General features: G+C 52.7%; 13 protein-coding genes and 1 tRNA gene. 10 read left to right on the top strand and 4 right to left on the bottom strand.

The window, feature by feature from the left end; translation table 11 throughout:
• Positions 1 to 17 precede the first annotated feature (17 nt).
• Positions 18 to 989, bottom strand: coding sequence for an ion transporter (locus AUP42_RS13960; protein WP_062952230.1), 972 nt, complete (start codon positions 987 to 989; stop codon positions 18 to 20).
• Positions 990 to 1,098: 109 nt separating this feature from the next.
• Positions 1,099 to 1,767 (bottom strand): phosphoribosylanthranilate isomerase, encoded by a 669-nt coding sequence (locus tag AUP42_RS13955; RefSeq protein ID WP_331710664.1) that lies wholly within the window; start codon positions 1,765 to 1,767, stop codon positions 1,099 to 1,101.
• A gap of 120 nt (positions 1,768 to 1,887) precedes the next feature.
• Here AUP42_RS13955 and ubiE point away from each other — a divergent pair, with 120 nt between their 5' ends.
• The 3 genes from ubiE to AUP42_RS13940 are packed head-to-tail and all read left to right on the top strand — an operon-like array spanning position 1,888 to position 4,672.
• Positions 1,888 to 2,661 carry a bifunctional demethylmenaquinone methyltransferase/2-methoxy-6-polyprenyl-1,4-benzoquinol methylase UbiE gene (gene ubiE, locus AUP42_RS13950; RefSeq protein ID WP_062952228.1) on the top strand — a complete coding sequence of 258 codons (774 nt, stop codon included), beginning with the start codon at positions 1,888 to 1,890 and terminating at the stop codon, positions 2,659 to 2,661.
• 13 nt (positions 2,662 to 2,674) lie between these two features.
• Positions 2,675 to 4,234 carry a 2-polyprenylphenol 6-hydroxylase gene (ubiB, locus tag AUP42_RS13945; protein ID WP_062952227.1) on the top strand — a complete coding sequence of 520 codons (1,560 nt, stop codon included), beginning with the start codon at positions 2,675 to 2,677 and terminating at the stop codon, positions 4,232 to 4,234.
• Between the two features lie 9 nt (positions 4,235 to 4,243).
• Positions 4,244 to 4,672 (top strand): GNAT family N-acetyltransferase, encoded by a 429-nt coding sequence (locus tag AUP42_RS13940; RefSeq protein WP_062952226.1) that lies wholly within the window; start codon positions 4,244 to 4,246, stop codon positions 4,670 to 4,672.
• Between the two features lie 79 nt (positions 4,673 to 4,751).
• On the opposite strand, the gene AUP42_RS13935 is transcribed toward AUP42_RS13940, so the two are convergent.
• Positions 4,752 to 6,410 (bottom strand): methyl-accepting chemotaxis protein, encoded by a 1,659-nt coding sequence (locus AUP42_RS13935; protein ID WP_062952225.1) that lies wholly within the window; start codon positions 6,408 to 6,410, stop codon positions 4,752 to 4,754.
• Positions 6,411 to 7,088: 678 nt separating this feature from the next.
• Between AUP42_RS13935 and AUP42_RS13930 the strand changes: the two genes are divergently transcribed.
• The 7 genes from AUP42_RS13930 to AUP42_RS13900 all read left to right on the top strand — a co-directional run bounded on the left by AUP42_RS13930 (position 7,089) and on the right by AUP42_RS13900 (position 14,405).
• Positions 7,089 to 8,528 (top strand): tetratricopeptide repeat protein, encoded by a 1,440-nt coding sequence (locus AUP42_RS13930; protein ID WP_231858296.1) that lies wholly within the window; start codon positions 7,089 to 7,091, stop codon positions 8,526 to 8,528.
• Between the two features lie 15 nt (positions 8,529 to 8,543).
• Positions 8,544 to 9,026 (top strand): hypothetical protein, encoded by a 483-nt coding sequence (locus AUP42_RS13925; RefSeq protein ID WP_156484624.1) that lies wholly within the window; start codon positions 8,544 to 8,546, stop codon positions 9,024 to 9,026.
• A gap of 17 nt (positions 9,027 to 9,043) precedes the next feature.
• The gene (locus AUP42_RS13920) at positions 9,044 to 10,507 is read left to right on the top strand and encodes a M48 family metalloprotease (protein WP_197468290.1); all 1,464 of its coding nucleotides are present in this window, start codon (positions 9,044 to 9,046) and stop codon (positions 10,505 to 10,507) included.
• A gap of 6 nt (positions 10,508 to 10,513) precedes the next feature.
• Positions 10,514 to 12,355, top strand: a complete 1,842-nt coding sequence (locus AUP42_RS13915; RefSeq protein WP_062952221.1) for a CHASE2 domain-containing protein — start codon at positions 10,514 to 10,516, stop codon at positions 12,353 to 12,355.
• Between the two features lie 194 nt (positions 12,356 to 12,549).
• Complete coding sequence (gpt, locus tag AUP42_RS13910) at positions 12,550 to 13,029, top strand: xanthine phosphoribosyltransferase (protein WP_062952220.1); 480 nt, start codon at positions 12,550 to 12,552, stop codon at positions 13,027 to 13,029.
• Between the two features lie 220 nt (positions 13,030 to 13,249).
• Positions 13,250 to 14,254: a PQQ-dependent sugar dehydrogenase gene (locus AUP42_RS13905; protein WP_231858295.1), complete on the top strand. Its 1,005-nt coding sequence runs from the start codon at positions 13,250 to 13,252 to the stop codon at positions 14,252 to 14,254.
• Between the two features lie 77 nt (positions 14,255 to 14,331).
• Positions 14,332 to 14,405, top strand: a tRNA-Gly gene (locus AUP42_RS13900).
• Positions 14,406 to 14,487: 82 nt separating this feature from the next.
• Here AUP42_RS13900 and AUP42_RS13895 read toward each other — a convergent pair.
• The gene (locus tag AUP42_RS13895) at positions 14,488 to 15,270 is read right to left on the bottom strand and encodes a thermonuclease family protein (RefSeq protein WP_062952218.1); all 783 of its coding nucleotides are present in this window, start codon (positions 15,268 to 15,270) and stop codon (positions 14,488 to 14,490) included.
• Positions 15,271 to 15,279: the final 9 nt, after the last annotated feature.

Below are 15,279 nucleotides of genomic sequence, written 5' to 3'. Positions count from 1 at the left end.
GCATTTTGATCAGATGATCATTCGCCCGGTTCGGAAACCTCAAAACGCAGCGGTTTGTGGCAATGTGGGCAGGACAAAAGATCGTCTTCGTGATCGTGATGAATGTCGCGGATATCGGAAATGATTGACAGGGCTTGCTCATCACTGATGCCAAGTTCGTCCTGATGGGATCGCAACCTTCTTCGCACGGCCTCGGTCAGGCGTTTTCCCGAAAGCTGATGAGCGGCTTGTTGGCGATATGCATCTTCGCGGCGGCGCAGTTCACTGGAAAAGGCCGATGCCAGAATACCGGCGGGCACCGCGACTATGCCGATACCCGTCAGTGAGATCAGACTTGCGATGACTTTGCCCAATGCTGTGATCGGCACGACATCCCCATAACCGACGGTGGCAAGGGTGATGACGCTCCAGTAAAGGGCGCTGGGCAGGTTGCCAAATGCGTCAGGTTGGGCTTCGTGTTCCGCAAGATAGATGGCGCCTGCACTGAAAACCAGCATGCAGGCCAACGCTGCGCTTGCGGCACCAAAGATACCCATCTGCTGACGAAACACCATTAGCATCAGCTCAAGCCCGGTGGAGTAACGGGTGAATTTCAAAAGCCGAAGCAGGCGGACAATGCGGATGAACCGGAGATCAATCGAGGTGAAAAACAGCAAGAAGACTGGCAGGATTGCGATCAGATCAACTATTGCCATCGGTCGCAGCATATAGCGTAACCGGCCCCATTTTCCGGAAAATTTCGGGTTGTCGGGTGCGGACCAGACACGCAAGCCGTATTCGATGGTGAAAATGGTGGTGCAGATCAGTTCGATGACCAGAAACAGGACGAAAAACTGTTCAGCCAGTTCATGAACGGTGTCGAGAATGACACAGACAACATTGATCACGATCAGGGAAGCAAGGATCAGATGTATGGTCAATGACAGCCGCGATTGGCGATCAACCCCATGCAGCAAATTCTGAACCTTTGATCGAAGCGTTCTTTCCATTTGACCCCATACGCTACCGGGGCCAGAAAGACTGCCCACAATCGTTCGATGATTGCCGGTATCGCTTCAGAAATGGTTAAAGAAGATGCTGTTATAGAGCCGGAGGGCGTTAGTAACCCTTTGCCGCGCGGATGAAATCGGCAATTTTGCGCGCGTCTTTCACGCCTTTGGTTTTTTCAACACCAGACGATACATCGACCCACGGGGCACCGGAAATACGGACCGCGTCGGTGACATTGTCAGGATCAAGTCCACCGGCCAGCATCCAGTTGCTTTTGAAGCTGCGCCCGGTAAGAAGATTCCAGTCAAAACTAACGGCATTGCCACCGGGCAAATTGCTGTCTTTGGGCGGTTTGGCATCAAAAAGCAGGAAATCGGCGACGCCATCGAAGTTTGCCGCAGCAGCATCAATATCATCGGATGTGCTTACCGAAACGGCTTTCATAACGCGCAAACCGAATTTTTCTTTTACTTCCGCAACCCGTTCCGGACTTTCCTTGCCATGCATCTGGATCATATCAAGGCGACCGGCCTTGATCGCGTTTTCAAGGGCTTCATCACCGGCTTCAACAAACAGGCCGACTTTAAGGATGCTGTCAGGTACACGCTCGGTCAGCGTGGTGGCGCCGTTAAGCGATATGTGCCGCGGGCTTGGCGGGAAAAAGACATAACCCAAGGCATCTGCACCGGCACTCATCGCGGCCATTGCGGCGTCTTCGCTGTTGATTCCACAGATTTTGACCATGCAGCTCATCGGGGTGTCCTGTCTTGTAGCCAATTCAAACTTCCGTCCAAGTCATTTGGTCCTAGCAGAAAGTGATGTGGACCAACAGGATATTTACGAATTTGCGTGGCTTTCCACTGGCGAGATGGCGGTTGCTGCGCTATTTTCCCGGCCATGAGCAAGCACACAGGCCCAGCCGGGGGCGAAAACGGCGAAAAGACAACCCATTTTGGTTTCCGGGACGTTCCCGAAAGCCAGAAGGCATCCATGGTGCGCGAGGTTTTCGATACTGTCGCGTCCAAATATGACTTGATGAACGATCTGATGAGCGGCGGTATTCATCGCCTGTGGAAAGATACGTTCATCAACGAGTTGAAGCCACGTCCGGGCATGAAGCTGCTTGACGTTGCCGGTGGTACCGGGGACATCGCGTTTCGTTTCCTGAAAAATGGCGGTGGCTCTGTCACGGTATGCGACATCAATTATGAAATGTTGCATGTCGGCCGGGATCGCGCGGTTGATCACGGGTTGCTGAAAAACATCAACTGGACCGTTGGCGATGCGCAGAAATTGCCGCTGCCCGATCATTCGGTTGATGCCTATACCATTGCCTTTGGCATTCGGAACGTGACGCGGATTACCGAGGCCCTTTCCGAAGCCTATCGTGTGCTGCGACCGGGTGGAAAGTTCCAGTGTCTTGAATTTTCCAAGGTGGTGGTGCCGGGGTTTGATAAACTTTACGACACATACTCGTTCAAGCTTTTGCCGGAAATCGGCCGCTTTATCGCTGGAAACCGTGAAGCCTATCAGTATCTTGCTGAAAGTATTCGCCAGTTTCCCGATCAGGAAACTTTTGCATCCATGATCCGTGATGCCGGGTTCGAGCGGGTGAAATATCGCAATCTTTCGGGTGGTATTGCCGCGATCCATTCCGGTTGGCGGGTGTAAAGGTGGCGACTGAATGATACGGTTCGTTCGCAACAGCTTTCGCTTGCTTGGAATGGCGCGGACTTTGGCGCGCTACGATGCGCTATTCCCGCTTGCCCTTGTTCCGGGTGGCAAGGTTCTGGCGTTTTTTGCCCGCCTGACCGCTCCGTTTTCGAGACGGTCGGATTTGCGGCCGGGGCGGCGGCTGGCCCGCGCGCTTGAAGAATTGGGACCTGCTTTCATCAAGCTTGGTCAGACACTGGCGACGCGTGCCGATCTGATCGGGGATGATGTCGCGGCCGATTTATCAAGCCTGCAGGATCGCCTGCCACCATTCTCGGCCAAGATTGCCAAGCGGATCATTACCGAACAGCTTGACGGGCCGTTTGAAACCCTTTTTTCCGAATTTGACGATACGCCAGTTGCCGCCGCATCCATTGCGCAGGTGCATTTTGCAACCACCTCCGATGGGCGCGAAGTTGCGGTCAAGGTGCTGCGTCCGGATATCAAGGCCCGATTTGCGCGTGATCTGGATCTGTTTTACTGGGTATCGGAAATTGTCGAACTGACCCAACCGCGCTTGCGCCGTTTGAAGCCGGTTGAAACCATCAAGACGCTGGAAGACAGCGTGCATCTTGAAATGGATTTGCGGTTTGAAGCCTCGGCGGCCTCCGAATTCCGCGATAATTTCGAGTCTGATCCAACCTATTACGTGCCGCAGATCGACTGGGAACGCACGGCCGAGCATGTCATGACCATGGAACGGGTCAAGGGTGTGCGTATCGATAATGTCGAGGCGCTGGACCGGATGGGAGTTGATCGCTCCGCCCTTTTGGCCAAGGCGGCCGGCGCATTTTTCCAACAGGTTTTCCGTGACGGTTTCTTCCATGCCGACATGCATCCGGGCAACCTGTTCGTCGACGAAACCGGCAAGGTCAGCATCGTTGATTTCGGGATTATGGGACGTGTTGACCGTCAGACGCGGCTTTACCTTGCAGAAATGCTTCTGGGTTTCCTGACGCGCGATTATCGACGTGTCGCCGAGGTTCATTTTGAAGCTGGATATGTGCCTCGCAACCAGTCGCTTGAAAACTTTCAGCAGGCTTGCCGTTCTATCGGGGAGCCGATCCTTGGCAAGGAACTCGCGGATATTTCGGTCGGGCGTTTGCTGGGGCAGCTTTTCCAGATTACCGAAACCTTCGGGATGGAAACCCAGCCGCAGCTTCTGATGCTTCAGAAAACCATGATCGTTGCCGAAGGGCTTTCGCGCATTTTAAGCCCGAACGAGAATATGTGGGAATTGTCGCGTCCGTTGATCGAGGAATGGATGCGCGAAAACCTCGGCCCGGAAGCCAAGATCGCCGAAGCCACCCGTCAGGCCGGAACAATGTTGCGCCGGTTGCCCCGTGTTCTTGAGGCCGCCGAACAGGCATCAGCGGTCTTTACCGATCAGGGATTGCGTCTGCATCCCGATACCGTTGCCGCGATGCGCGGTCGGTCTAACGGGCAACGCAGTTCCGGCGGTATCTCGAAACAATCAGTATTGCTTTGGGTGGCGATTGCGGCACTGGCTGTTGCCCTGTTCGTGAAATAGAGATCGGCCATGAGTGACATTGAAATCAGTTGTGACCGCGCCCGGCTTGATCTTGAATACTGCTATGATTTCATTGCCAATTCCTATTGGTCACGAGGGAGGTCGCGTGGAGAGTTTGATCGGTCTGTTGAAATGTCGGTGCCGGTTGGCGCCTATTGTGATGGACGGCAGGTTGGCTTTGCCCGTGTCGTGACCGACTTCATCGCAATTGCTTATGTCGCTGATGTGTTTGTTGATCCCGATTACCGTCGTCGCGGAATTGCATCCATGATGCTTGATGCCCTGCATGGTCATCCCGATATTGCGCGGGTCAAACGTTGGATGCTGGCGACGCATGACATGCAGCCGGTTTATCGCCAGCATGGATATGAGGACCTGAATGAAACGATCATGATGCGGCTTGATGCCGAATCCGATGATCGGGAACCTTTGCTCTAGGTGCGATTAAACCCGACATTCTAAAAAAACGCCGCCTCGGTCAGACCGGGCGGCGTTCTTGATTTTGGCAAGTTCGCAATCAGCTGGTGCGGACTTCATCAAGAAAGTTGCCGACTTCGCTGCGCAGCGTTCCTGATTGGGCACCAAGTTTTTCGGACGCATCAAGCACCTGACGCGCTGCATCACCGGTCTGGCGGGCTGCAGACTGCATTTCATGAATGTGGCTGGTGACTTCCTGCGTGCTCTGTACCGCCTGCTGGACGGAGTTCGAGATTTCAGAAGTTGCCTGCCCCTGTTCCTGAACGGCTGCCGCAACTTCGGATGCGATTTCGTTCAGATTTGCGATGATGCTGGTGATCCCGTCAATCGCACCGACAGCTTCCTGTGTCGATCCCTGAATGCCTGAAATCTGGGCCGAAATATCCTCCGTTGCACGTGCGGTCTGATTGGCAAGGTTTTTGACCTCGTTGGCGACCACGGCGAAGCCTTTGCCCGCATCACCGGCGCGTGCGGCCTCGATCGTGGCGTTCAGTGCCAGAAGGTTGGTCTGTTCCGCGATGGCCTGAATGATCTGCACGACTTCACCAACTTTCTGTGCCGAAACATCAAGCCCCTGAACCATTTCATTGACCCGGTTGGCCTCGGTGCTGGCATTGGCGGTGATGTTCGATGTGTCATTCACGCGTGCGCTGATGTCACGGATCGAAACGGAAAGCTGTTCGGCGGCACTGGCCACCGTTTCGACGCTGTGATTGGCCTGTTCGACAGCGGCCACAACAGCCTGTGAACCGGCTTCGTTCTGATGGACGGCGGCAACCATGGTCTGTGCGACCTGTTGCATTTCGCTTGATGCCCCGGATACACCGTCGACAACACCCATCACGGTTTGTTCAAAACGTCCGGCCAGGCCATTCATGGCTTCACGGCGTTTGGCCTCGGCACGTTCGCGTTCCTGTTCACGTTCGCGATCCAGTTGTGCAACGCGGTTTGCGTTTTCCTTGAAAACTTCGACCGAGGCGGCCATCTGGCCGATTTCATCGGTGCGATGAACGCCCGGGATGTGAATGTCACGATTGCCATCCGCAAGCGCCGCCATGGCGCCATTGATTTTAACAAGTGGGGTAATAATCTGATTGCGCAGGACAAACCAGGTGCTGCCCAGCAGGACGACAAGAATTGCAGCGGCAAGAGCCAGCTGGATGATGACGGCCTGTTTTACCTCGGCATTGACGCGTTCAAGGCTCCATGCAGTCAGCAGCATGCCACGATACTGATCTTCGTCCCGCCGCTTGGAATATTTGGTGATTGGCGCGGCAACAATGACGGCGTCGCCGGAGATGAAGCTGACGACTTCCTTGTTTTCAAGCCGTTCCAGATAGGGCTCGGCAAGTGCAGCCAGATCGTGTTCGGGAAGGTTTTCCGATTGGTAGGTCGCAATCGGTTCTCCATCCGGATTGGCAGCAATCAGGGTTGCCAGCTGCGAGCCTTCCTTGTCAGTGATCTTGCGGAATTCTTTTTCGACCGAGTTGCCGTCCATGGCAATAAAGCCCGGTTGCACGGCGGTCGATAGCATTTCGGTTTTTTCGACCGACTCATTATACATGATTTCGATCATCGCGTTGCGTTGCGAAACCGTCTGGATCGTCATCATTGCGCCAAAGCCGACAATCAGCAAGGCAACCACAACCAGAATGACTTTGCGTCCGACAGAGCCGCCGGATCGTTTGGTTTCGGCCATTTAAGGTCTCCCGTCCTTTGAAGCCTGATGATGTTTGTTCCCTCGTTACCTGATCGATGACCGCGATCATTTCAAAGCGTCGCAGCTTGCTCGAACAGGTTGGTGCCGTCTTTTTGGCGTTCCGAATTACGGCCCCGGAAATTTGCCAAACCGACGGTCATTTATTGTTTTGGTTCCCTGTGTAACACCACAGGGACTGGGTAGTCTTTTAACGCCTTTCTTCAGTCCCTCGTAAAAAGCTACTTCAAAGCGCGACATAACCGAAATAATTAAAATCGACTTGTTTGAAATTGTCCGAAACTCACTAAATGCGATAAAATCATCCGGTATTGTTCTTGTTTTTAGAAAATAATGCTATTCGCATGTCCGGTGATTTTTGCGGCGCGAATCGTCTGGCGATGACAACCGGCCAACGGGCGAGTACATATGGGAATGGTCGTCTGCCTTTTTGACATTGTATGATCCGGCGATTGCAGTTTTACGGGACGGGGGACCCGAATGGCGAAGTCCAGAACCATGAACAAGCCGCGTGCGGCCAAAAAAACCAAAAAAGCGATAGCCAGTGGTTCTGCAAAAAGTCTTGCGCAACAAGCTTCGGCGGATAGTATGCCGGGCTTTGCTGTTCCCAAGCCTGAAACTCCAGAATTGCCACAGACAAAAAACGACGCAGTCAAAAAAGTGGCTAATCAATCCCCCGGCGCACCCGCAATCGCCGGACGCTCGGGCAAATCGGAAATGTTCACCCGTGCACTTGATGCCCATCAGTCTGGCAGGATTGAAGAAGCAATTTCGCTTTATGGTGCGGTTCTCAGGCAAAACGCTGATCAGCCCGATGTCTGGAATAACCTTGGTGTCGCGCTTAGGCGCAGTAAACGGCTTGATGCCGCACTTGTCGCCTATCGCAGGGCGGCGGAACTGCGCCCCGACAATGCGGGGCTTTGGTCAAATATGGGTAACTGCCTGCGTGAAATGATGCGGTTCGATGAGGCGGCGGCGGCTCATGACAAGGCGCTGGAACTTGATGCATCGATCAAATCGCATCCGTTCAATGCTGGCTTGGTTTATCGCGATACCAATCGGTTCGAGCAGGCTATCAAATATTTTGATGCGGCTTTGGCCATTGATCCCGATTATGTCGATGCAAACTGGGACAAGGCACTGGCACTTTTGGCAACAGGCCAGTACGAAGCGGGTTGGGCCGGATATGAAACGCGCCGCAAGCTTGCCGATAATCCGATCCGCCCGCTTGAATCTGTTCCGGAATGGGATGGAAAGGCCGATTTACGCGGCAAAAGACTGCTGCTGCGTGCCGAGCAGGGCTTTGGCGATATGATCCAGTTTGCCCGTTTTGTCCCATTGGTAGGGAAGAGGGCCGCGCATATCATTCTTGAATGCAGATCGGAATTGATCCCGGTGATGCGCACGATTGCCGGTGTCGGAACGATTGTTGAAAAGGGGGCGAAATTGCCCCCCTTTGATCTGCATGTCCCACTCCTTAGCCTGCCGCATGTCATGAAAATCAGCGAAGCGGAACTGCATCGGGTGTCTGCCGAACCCTATCTGAGCGCGCCGAAAGGCAAGCAGGCACGATTAAGCCCGCCATGGGGAACGGTGCTTAAGGTTGGGCTGATATGGGCAGGCAAGCTTAATCCGCGTGACCGATCCTGCCCGCTTGAAATGCTGATGCCGCTTATGGCGCAGAAAGGGGCAAGTTTTTACAGTTTTCAGGTCGATGAGCGGCGGGGCGACATAGCCAGACTTGGCGCCAATGCCCTGATTACCGACATGGGTGAACATATTCATGATTTCGGTGACAGTGCTGCATTGATGAAGGCGATGGATCTGGTCATTACAATCGATAGTGCGCCTGCCCATCTTGCCGGGGCGCTTGGTGTGCCGGTCTGGATGTTACAGCTTTATACGACAGATTGGCGGTGGATGGTGGGGCGGACCGACAGTCCATGGTATCCGACAATGCGTATTTATCGGCAGGAAGCGCCGGGGGATTGGACGTTGCCGGTTGATCACCTGAAACAGGATTTTGATGTGTTGCTGCAGGGCCGGCTAAGGGAGCATCAGAAGATACAGGATATTCAGGTGCTTGGCTCTAAAGAGTAGCTTGGGGCTAGCCTTATGGGTAGTTCCGTTTCTTGTTTTGTTTATGCAAGAATGCTCAACTTCAAGGGGATTTCGGAGGGGGAAAGAAGCTTGCAGCGGGTAATCTTGCATCTGGCTTTATTAGGAACGGTTCTGCTTTTACATGCAGGAGAGAATCCTGTTTCTGCCGCGGATTTTGTTTTGTCCAAGGCAGAAGTCAAATATCCAAAATACAAGGTCGAGTTGTATGCCGGGCCGGGGGCGCAGGACCCGGTGCTTGGTGAACGTAAGGGTGATCAGTTTCCGGAAATTGTCCAATATTTCGGAACATCGACGGTTGCGGGGCGCATGCATCACATCCGTTTTGAAGGCGACTCCAAAGATTACTGGGTTGCTGGCGATCAGGTATTGATCGAAGCGGAAAGCAGCAAAGTCAGGATTACATGCGACGCCAGTCAGGCAACTGCGACAGGAAATCTCGGTCGTGGTGCCGGGACCGAAGTCATTTGCAACAACTGATCACTTTTGGAAATACAATGAAAAAATCATATGTTTCGCTGCTTGCGGCATCTTTTCTGTTGACTGGATGTGTTACCAATCAGGCGGGAATTGATCTTCCTTTTTTAAGTTCGATCCCGGATGAGGGAAAATATATCGACTCTGTTTCGGTCCCACCGGAAAAATCATTTAGCGCAGAAGAAATCCGCAAGGCAAAACTTGAAGTTCTTGCAAATTCCAAAGGCATAGCTCCGTTGGAAGAGCTGCAAAGCTACGCGCAGTTGGTGCTCGACAAGATAATTGCCAATGCACCACAGCCAGCTACATCGACGAAGGTGTACCTTTTGGCGAATGCTAGTGCTGGGGCGATGGCGCTACCGGAAAAGATGATCTTCCTGCATCATTCGGTTTTTAACTATCTTCAATCCGAGGATCAGCTGGCATTCGTTCTGGCGCATGAATATAGCCATGTTCTTTTGCAGCATAGTCCGGACTCCCTGTTGCGGACATTGCGTCCCTATATGGTTACTGCAATGGACGTTGTCGTTTCGCGAGCAGGTGGCGACAATCAGGCTCGCAAGGCATTCCAGCTTTATGGCAGCGATATCCTTACACGTGATCTCTTGTTGCCGGTGTGGGATCGTGCAGATGAACGCGATGCCGATCACCTTGGTGTCGATCTGATGGCGCGTGCCGGATACAATCCGTCCGAGGCGGACAGTTTTTTCCAGGTACTGGACAGATACGAACAGCAGTATGACAACCTGTTCCAGGACACCCGCAACCAGCTTGAAAAGCAATTGGAGGCAGAATTCGACGCGACCCGGAAGAACAGTGACAATGCACTGTTCAATCAGTTCCTTGCGGAATTTGGCAATGCGCTAACATCTATGCAGGAAACTTTGGCAGATCGGCATGGCGAAGCCAAAGAACGAGCCGAGGCCATATTCGCCTATAATATGCGCGAGTATGCCGCCGCGCGGCGGCAACCGGTTCAGGCCGATGCCTTTTTGGCGATGGTAAGCAAAAACCGGGAAACGCTTGGTAAGTATGATGTGGCAAACAGCATCATGGCTGCCCTTCAGAACGAAGAAGTCACCCCCGACTATAAGGTTCTTGAACAAAAAGCCCGGATGGCCGTCAGTGGCGAAACTTCAACCCACCCTTATGTCCGTTGGGCTTTTGCCAATCTTCGCGAAAAGCAGGGAGAGCCCAAAAAGGCCATTCAGAATATCGACCTTGTCGAGAGCGAGAATTATTTGCCGCTGCCGTTTGAGATCAAGCGCGCAACTCTTCAGGATTCGTTAGGACAAACAAAGCAGGCTGTGGCAAGGATCGAAGCCGTTGCCGACTACTACGACTGGCCGATCGAGGCTTACGAGTTTCTTTATCCTCATGTGAAGCAAAGTGGTAATTCGGTGCGGGCAAATGAACTGGTGATGGGATGTACGCTTCGCTACCCGCAGCAGCGCGCCTTATGCAGCGGCATGAGCGAAAACTGATCCACCATGAACACGAAAGGTGAAAGCAGGGCGGAACCGCATCTTCTGCCAAGCCGACGACATATCGTCTGGATACTGTCGATTGTCGTGGGGGCTGCTTTTTTCATGTTTATGGAGCCGGAGGAATTTTCAAAGCCGGTCGATGAATATTCGTATGCACTGTTTAACCGCATATTCTCAAGCGTTGTTTACGACGCCGAGAATTCCGACACCATTGGTGTTGTGATTGCCGATGACGATGCACTTCGCGATATGGAGTCAAGCTGGCCGGTCCCGTATGGTCTGCATGCAAGGGTATTGGAGGGCATATTCTATGAACAGCCGCTTGCGGTCTTTCTAGATTTCACCCTGCGTGACCGTCGCGGACCGCCATCAAGTGCTACAGGCACGCAAAAAGCCGACTCTTATCCAAAAAATTATGTCCTTGATCAAAGCCTGAGCAGGCTGGTTCGGGTATTGAGAAAATATCGGGATGAGGGGATTCCCGTTTTCATTACCGCGGCGGAGCTGAAAAGCTGGGAACGGCACGAGGTTTTGGCAGAACTTTCCGATTATGTGACACCTGTTGCCGGATGGGGGGATGCTAAAAGCCAGTCCGATGTTCGGGGAATTACATACAGCCTTTATCCGGAAAAACCCAATCAGGATGATAGCCGTAATGCGGACCAAAGCCATCGAAAATCTGCAGCGCTGACGCTTTATGAAAATTTGTGTCTGCGTCGGGAGTCTTTACTGGCATCAGTAAAACGAAACCTCGAGGCATTTGATCAATCAGTTATTCGCAATATCGAAAACTGGAACTGCGAAAATGTAACGGGCCGTGTCGGACCGTTACAAGAGGCAGGCATTACGGATGAATGGTACGAATACAGTCGTAAACGACCAATGTGGCTGGTTTGGCCGGAGAAGCAACCAACCTATGAGGGGTGGACGCAGGGCACAGGCGACAAAGATTCAAATGATGACGTGAAAATACTGCACCATCCATATCGTTGCCCGTCTGACAGGAAAACGGATGTGTCGAAGATGCGCCAACTTGGCAGAAATATTGGCTATGTGCTGGGTATTGAGGAACGGTCAGAGGTTCTGTGCGCCCCTTTCGATACCATTTCGTCGGCTCATGTTCTGTTTGAGGCACCACAACCAAGAACTTATGATGAAGAAGCAACCTCAAGTCAGCCCGAACCGGTTCGAAGCTGGCGAAGCCAGTTTTCCGGTCGTGTTGTGATGTACGGCTTTAATCTGCAGGGTTTTCAGGATGTTATCCAGCCGCCAACAATAGATGCCGGTGTTGCAGGGGTTTACCTCCATGCGATGGCATTGGAAAATCTGCTGACGAAAGGTTGGGGGTATCTTTCTGATCAGACCAGTGCCAAAGACCCGATGCTGGCTGATAATTTTACCCTTGATATTGATAAAGTCGAATTTCTGACACTTATCGCAGTTTTTGGCTTCCGGCTTCTTGTCATGTGGGGAATGCGCCGGTGGTGGCCCGTTCATCCTAAACAGGAGAGATCGGTAAAGTATGTCGGTTTATGTGAATTTTTGTGTCGCATGCTTTCTTCTGTGGTCAATACCATTAGGACTATTCCGTCAAGCCTGACTGATATGGAAAGCAGACAAAAATTGCGGCGGATACTATTTGTGTTATTGCTGCTTTTGCTTGATGCGGTTGTGGTTACGGGCATCGTCGTCTTTAGCGCGTTCTGGATCGAATATCATTACTTTGCCCTGGCACCAGCCAACTGGCTCGGAATTCTTGGGTTGGCATTTTTGACCTATCCGGTTTTCGTTGTTGCCTTGTTTCGTGACGGTATGCAGAAAGAAAGCATCTCAGCAGGTAACTAGGTTCTGCCCTTGTGGTTGGTCTGAATCCCTAATTTCTGTAACCATTGTAACCGATCCTTGTGTTTGGCAGTGACTCGGCGTAGGAAAGCGCCTTAAATTTACGATCTACGCTTCATGACTGTTCGGTGATCCTCGTATTCTGCGAAGGGGCGCGGACCGGTTTGGCGATCCGTTTTTTGCGCAGGAGAAAGCTTGTGAGCGAAGCCGCTTATAACAAAGGTTTCCCGGTTTCCTGGGAACAGATGCATCGCGACGCACGTGCATTGGCGTGGCGTCTGCTGGAAAAAGGTCCATATAAGGGCATTATCGCGATTACCCGTGGGGGGCTGGTTCCGGCTGCCATTATTGCACGTGAACTTGATATCCGTCTGATTGATACGGTTTGCATTCGCAGTTACTCTGACAAGACGCGCGGCGATCTTGAATGGCTTAAAGGGATCGAAGGTGATGGCACGGACATGCTGATCATTGATGATCTGGTCGATACCGGCAAAACCGCGAAGGCCGTACGCGAAAAGCTGCCAAAGGCACATTTCGCGACCGTCTATGCCAAGCCGCTTGGCCGCGAGATTGTCGACAGCTTTGTGACGGAAGTTTCCCAGGATACCTGGATTTATTTCCCGTGGGATATGGAACTCTCGGTTAACGCGCCGATATCCGAGCGCGTTCGCTAATCGGTCTTGAAGATCTGCGCGTATCTTTCTCAAGGCCCGTTGGACCGCAAAGGAGGACACGATGCAAAATCAAAATTGCCCGGCCCGCTATCGTCAACCGTCATTAACGGTCCGATGGGCCGGGCATTTCTGTTTTTGGCTTGGGTTCTGCGCCCTTGCGATTACGGGCATATCGGCCCCTGTCATCGCACAAGAGCTACCTGCGCAAACGCAAAAAGCCATGTCACTTTTGCGGCCTGAAAGCGGTTATCGGCTTGAATTGTTTGCCCCGGTAAATAATGCGCGTTCTATCGCGGTTGCCCCGGAACTGAAGGGTATTTTCGTCGGAACGCGTGGTCCCAATCTTTATTTCGTGCGTGATGCAGATGGGGATGGCAAGGGTGAGGAAGTCAATCTGATTGCTGATGACTTCAAGATGGCCAATGGCATTGCCTATAAGCCCGGTACCTTGTTTGTAGCCGATCAGCACCGGGTTGTGTCCTACGACCTTTCAAATTTTGATGGAAGTGTTTTGGGGCGCCCGCGCATCCTGTTTACCAACCTGCCTGACAAGCGCCATCATGGTTGGCGTTACGTCGCACTTTCGCCGGATCAAAGCCGTCTGTTCATTGCTGTTGGCGCGCCGTGCAATATCTGCAGGGTCAGCGGGCTTGAAGGGACGATCATTTCCATGCCGATCAGTGGCGGGGCACCGAAAATCTATGCCAGCGGTATCCGTAATTCGGTCGGGCTGACCTTTCATCCCGACACCGGTGATTTGTGGTTTACCGATAATGGCGGAGATAACCTTGGCGATGATGTTCCGCGCGAAGAGTTAAACCATGCACCCGCCGAGGGGCTGTTTTACGGTTATCCGTGGTATGCAGGAAACGATACGCTATCTCCGCAGTTTGCCGATGAAACTCCCCCGGCTGAAGTCACCTTTCCGGCCTTTACCTTTAACGCGCACAATGCCGCGTTGGGACTGACCTTTGATGATGGTGATGCGCTTGTGGCGTTACACGGATCATGGAACCGGACGATCCCGGATGGTTACAAGGTTGTCCGGGTAGAGTTTCGCAATGGTGAACCTGTGGCAACCAATCCTTTCCTGGATGGTTTCCTGCGTAGCAACGGGGAGGTTGTTGGTCGTCCGGTGGACGTAAAGCATTATATTGATGGATCGATACTGGTGTCGGATGACCATGCCAGTGCGGTCTGGCGACTGGTTCCGACGGGCGGCTAGGTCACCAAAATAAATGAACCCGGTATCGGGGACGGGCTTGCACCGACCTCGAAACCGGGCTATAAAACCGCCGCTTCGCGGGTGTAGTTCAATGGTAGAACGGCAGCTTCCCAAGCTGCATACGAGGGTTCGATTCCCTTCACCCGCTCCAAGCTTTCCCAGAATAATTTGATGCCAGATCGCTGTTTAGGTACAGGACGGATTTCTCATTGAAACCGTTCGATCAGTTTGGCTTATTTTTCTATCGGTGCGTAAGAAAGGTTCTGTTTGCGGGCTTGCTCGTCGCTGCACAGAAGTTTTGCCTTATCCGCAATAAGGTTCTCATAGCGGTGGTCCAGAGTGCCGATATAGTGCTCATTCCCAACGGGCGCGAAAAGGCAGCGACCGCTTTCACCATCGAGCCGTTTGCCAGCCCGCCATTCGGATGGCGGGATCATATCGCCGCCATGAATACCGATCCCGGCATTTTCGGCTTCTTCCGAGAGACCGTCATAACGATGGGAATATCCTTCGATCGGAAGGGCTTCACCGTCACTGACCATGGCAGCAGCCACATCGCGTTCACCAATACCGCACTCGACAATCGGGAAATCATCCTCTTTGCCGGAATGTTCCTGATCGCCGGGCCAGCAGCGCACGGTAAAGGGAGCCATGGCGAAATACTTGCGAAGCTGCATGGCTGATGACATACCGCAGTCCCAAAAATTGCCATTGTGCAGGCATTGCTGACCAAGTTCGGGGGCGTCAATGCCGGCGATGTCGGCAACGACACCATCAATCATGATCGTATCGCCATCAATAACCAGAACATCCCGGCCCTGTGCCTCTAACGCCTTTTGTTCGCCATTTGACGGGGTATCGTCAGCAGCATGAACCGCTTTGTCCTGCATATAGATCGCAAGTGCAAATGCGACGGGAATGGCGAGCAGAAGGATAAAACGAAAATAGCGTCTCAAAGCAACCTCGATGGTTTGGTGATTGGACACAGGTGATGCAATCAAGATACAGAATGACATGAATGGCTT

It is taken from the genome of Thalassospira lucentensis, from assembly GCF_001613805.1.
Classification (GTDB): domain Bacteria; phylum Pseudomonadota; class Alphaproteobacteria; order Rhodospirillales; family Thalassospiraceae; genus Thalassospira; species Thalassospira lucentensis_A.
The sequence above is the reverse complement of the archived record's forward strand: the minus strand, read 5'-3'. Positions and strand labels throughout refer to the sequence as shown.

Coding starts and splice junctions, on each gene's coding strand:
- AUP42_RS13960 (WP_062952230.1), bottom strand. CDS start 989: ATGGAAAGAACGCTTCGATCAAAGGTTCAGAATTTGCTGCATGGGGTT.
- ubiE (WP_062952228.1), top strand. CDS start 1,888: ATGAGCAAGCACACAGGCCCAGCCGGGGGCGAAAACGGCGAAAAGACA.
- ubiB (WP_062952227.1), top strand. CDS start 2,675: ATGATACGGTTCGTTCGCAACAGCTTTCGCTTGCTTGGAATGGCGCGG.
- AUP42_RS13940 (WP_062952226.1), top strand. CDS start 4,244: ATGAGTGACATTGAAATCAGTTGTGACCGCGCCCGGCTTGATCTTGAA.
- AUP42_RS13935 (WP_062952225.1), bottom strand. CDS start 6,410: ATGGCCGAAACCAAACGATCCGGCGGCTCTGTCGGACGCAAAGTCATT.
- AUP42_RS13925 (WP_156484624.1), top strand. CDS start 8,544: ATGGGTAGTTCCGTTTCTTGTTTTGTTTATGCAAGAATGCTCAACTTC.
- AUP42_RS13920 (WP_197468290.1), top strand. CDS start 9,044: ATGAAAAAATCATATGTTTCGCTGCTTGCGGCATCTTTTCTGTTGACT.
- AUP42_RS13915 (WP_062952221.1), top strand. CDS start 10,514: ATGAACACGAAAGGTGAAAGCAGGGCGGAACCGCATCTTCTGCCAAGC.
- AUP42_RS13905 (WP_231858295.1), top strand. CDS start 13,250: ATGTCACTTTTGCGGCCTGAAAGCGGTTATCGGCTTGAATTGTTTGCC.
- AUP42_RS13895 (WP_062952218.1), bottom strand. CDS start 15,270: ATGTCATTCTGTATCTTGATTGCATCACCTGTGTCCAATCACCAAACC.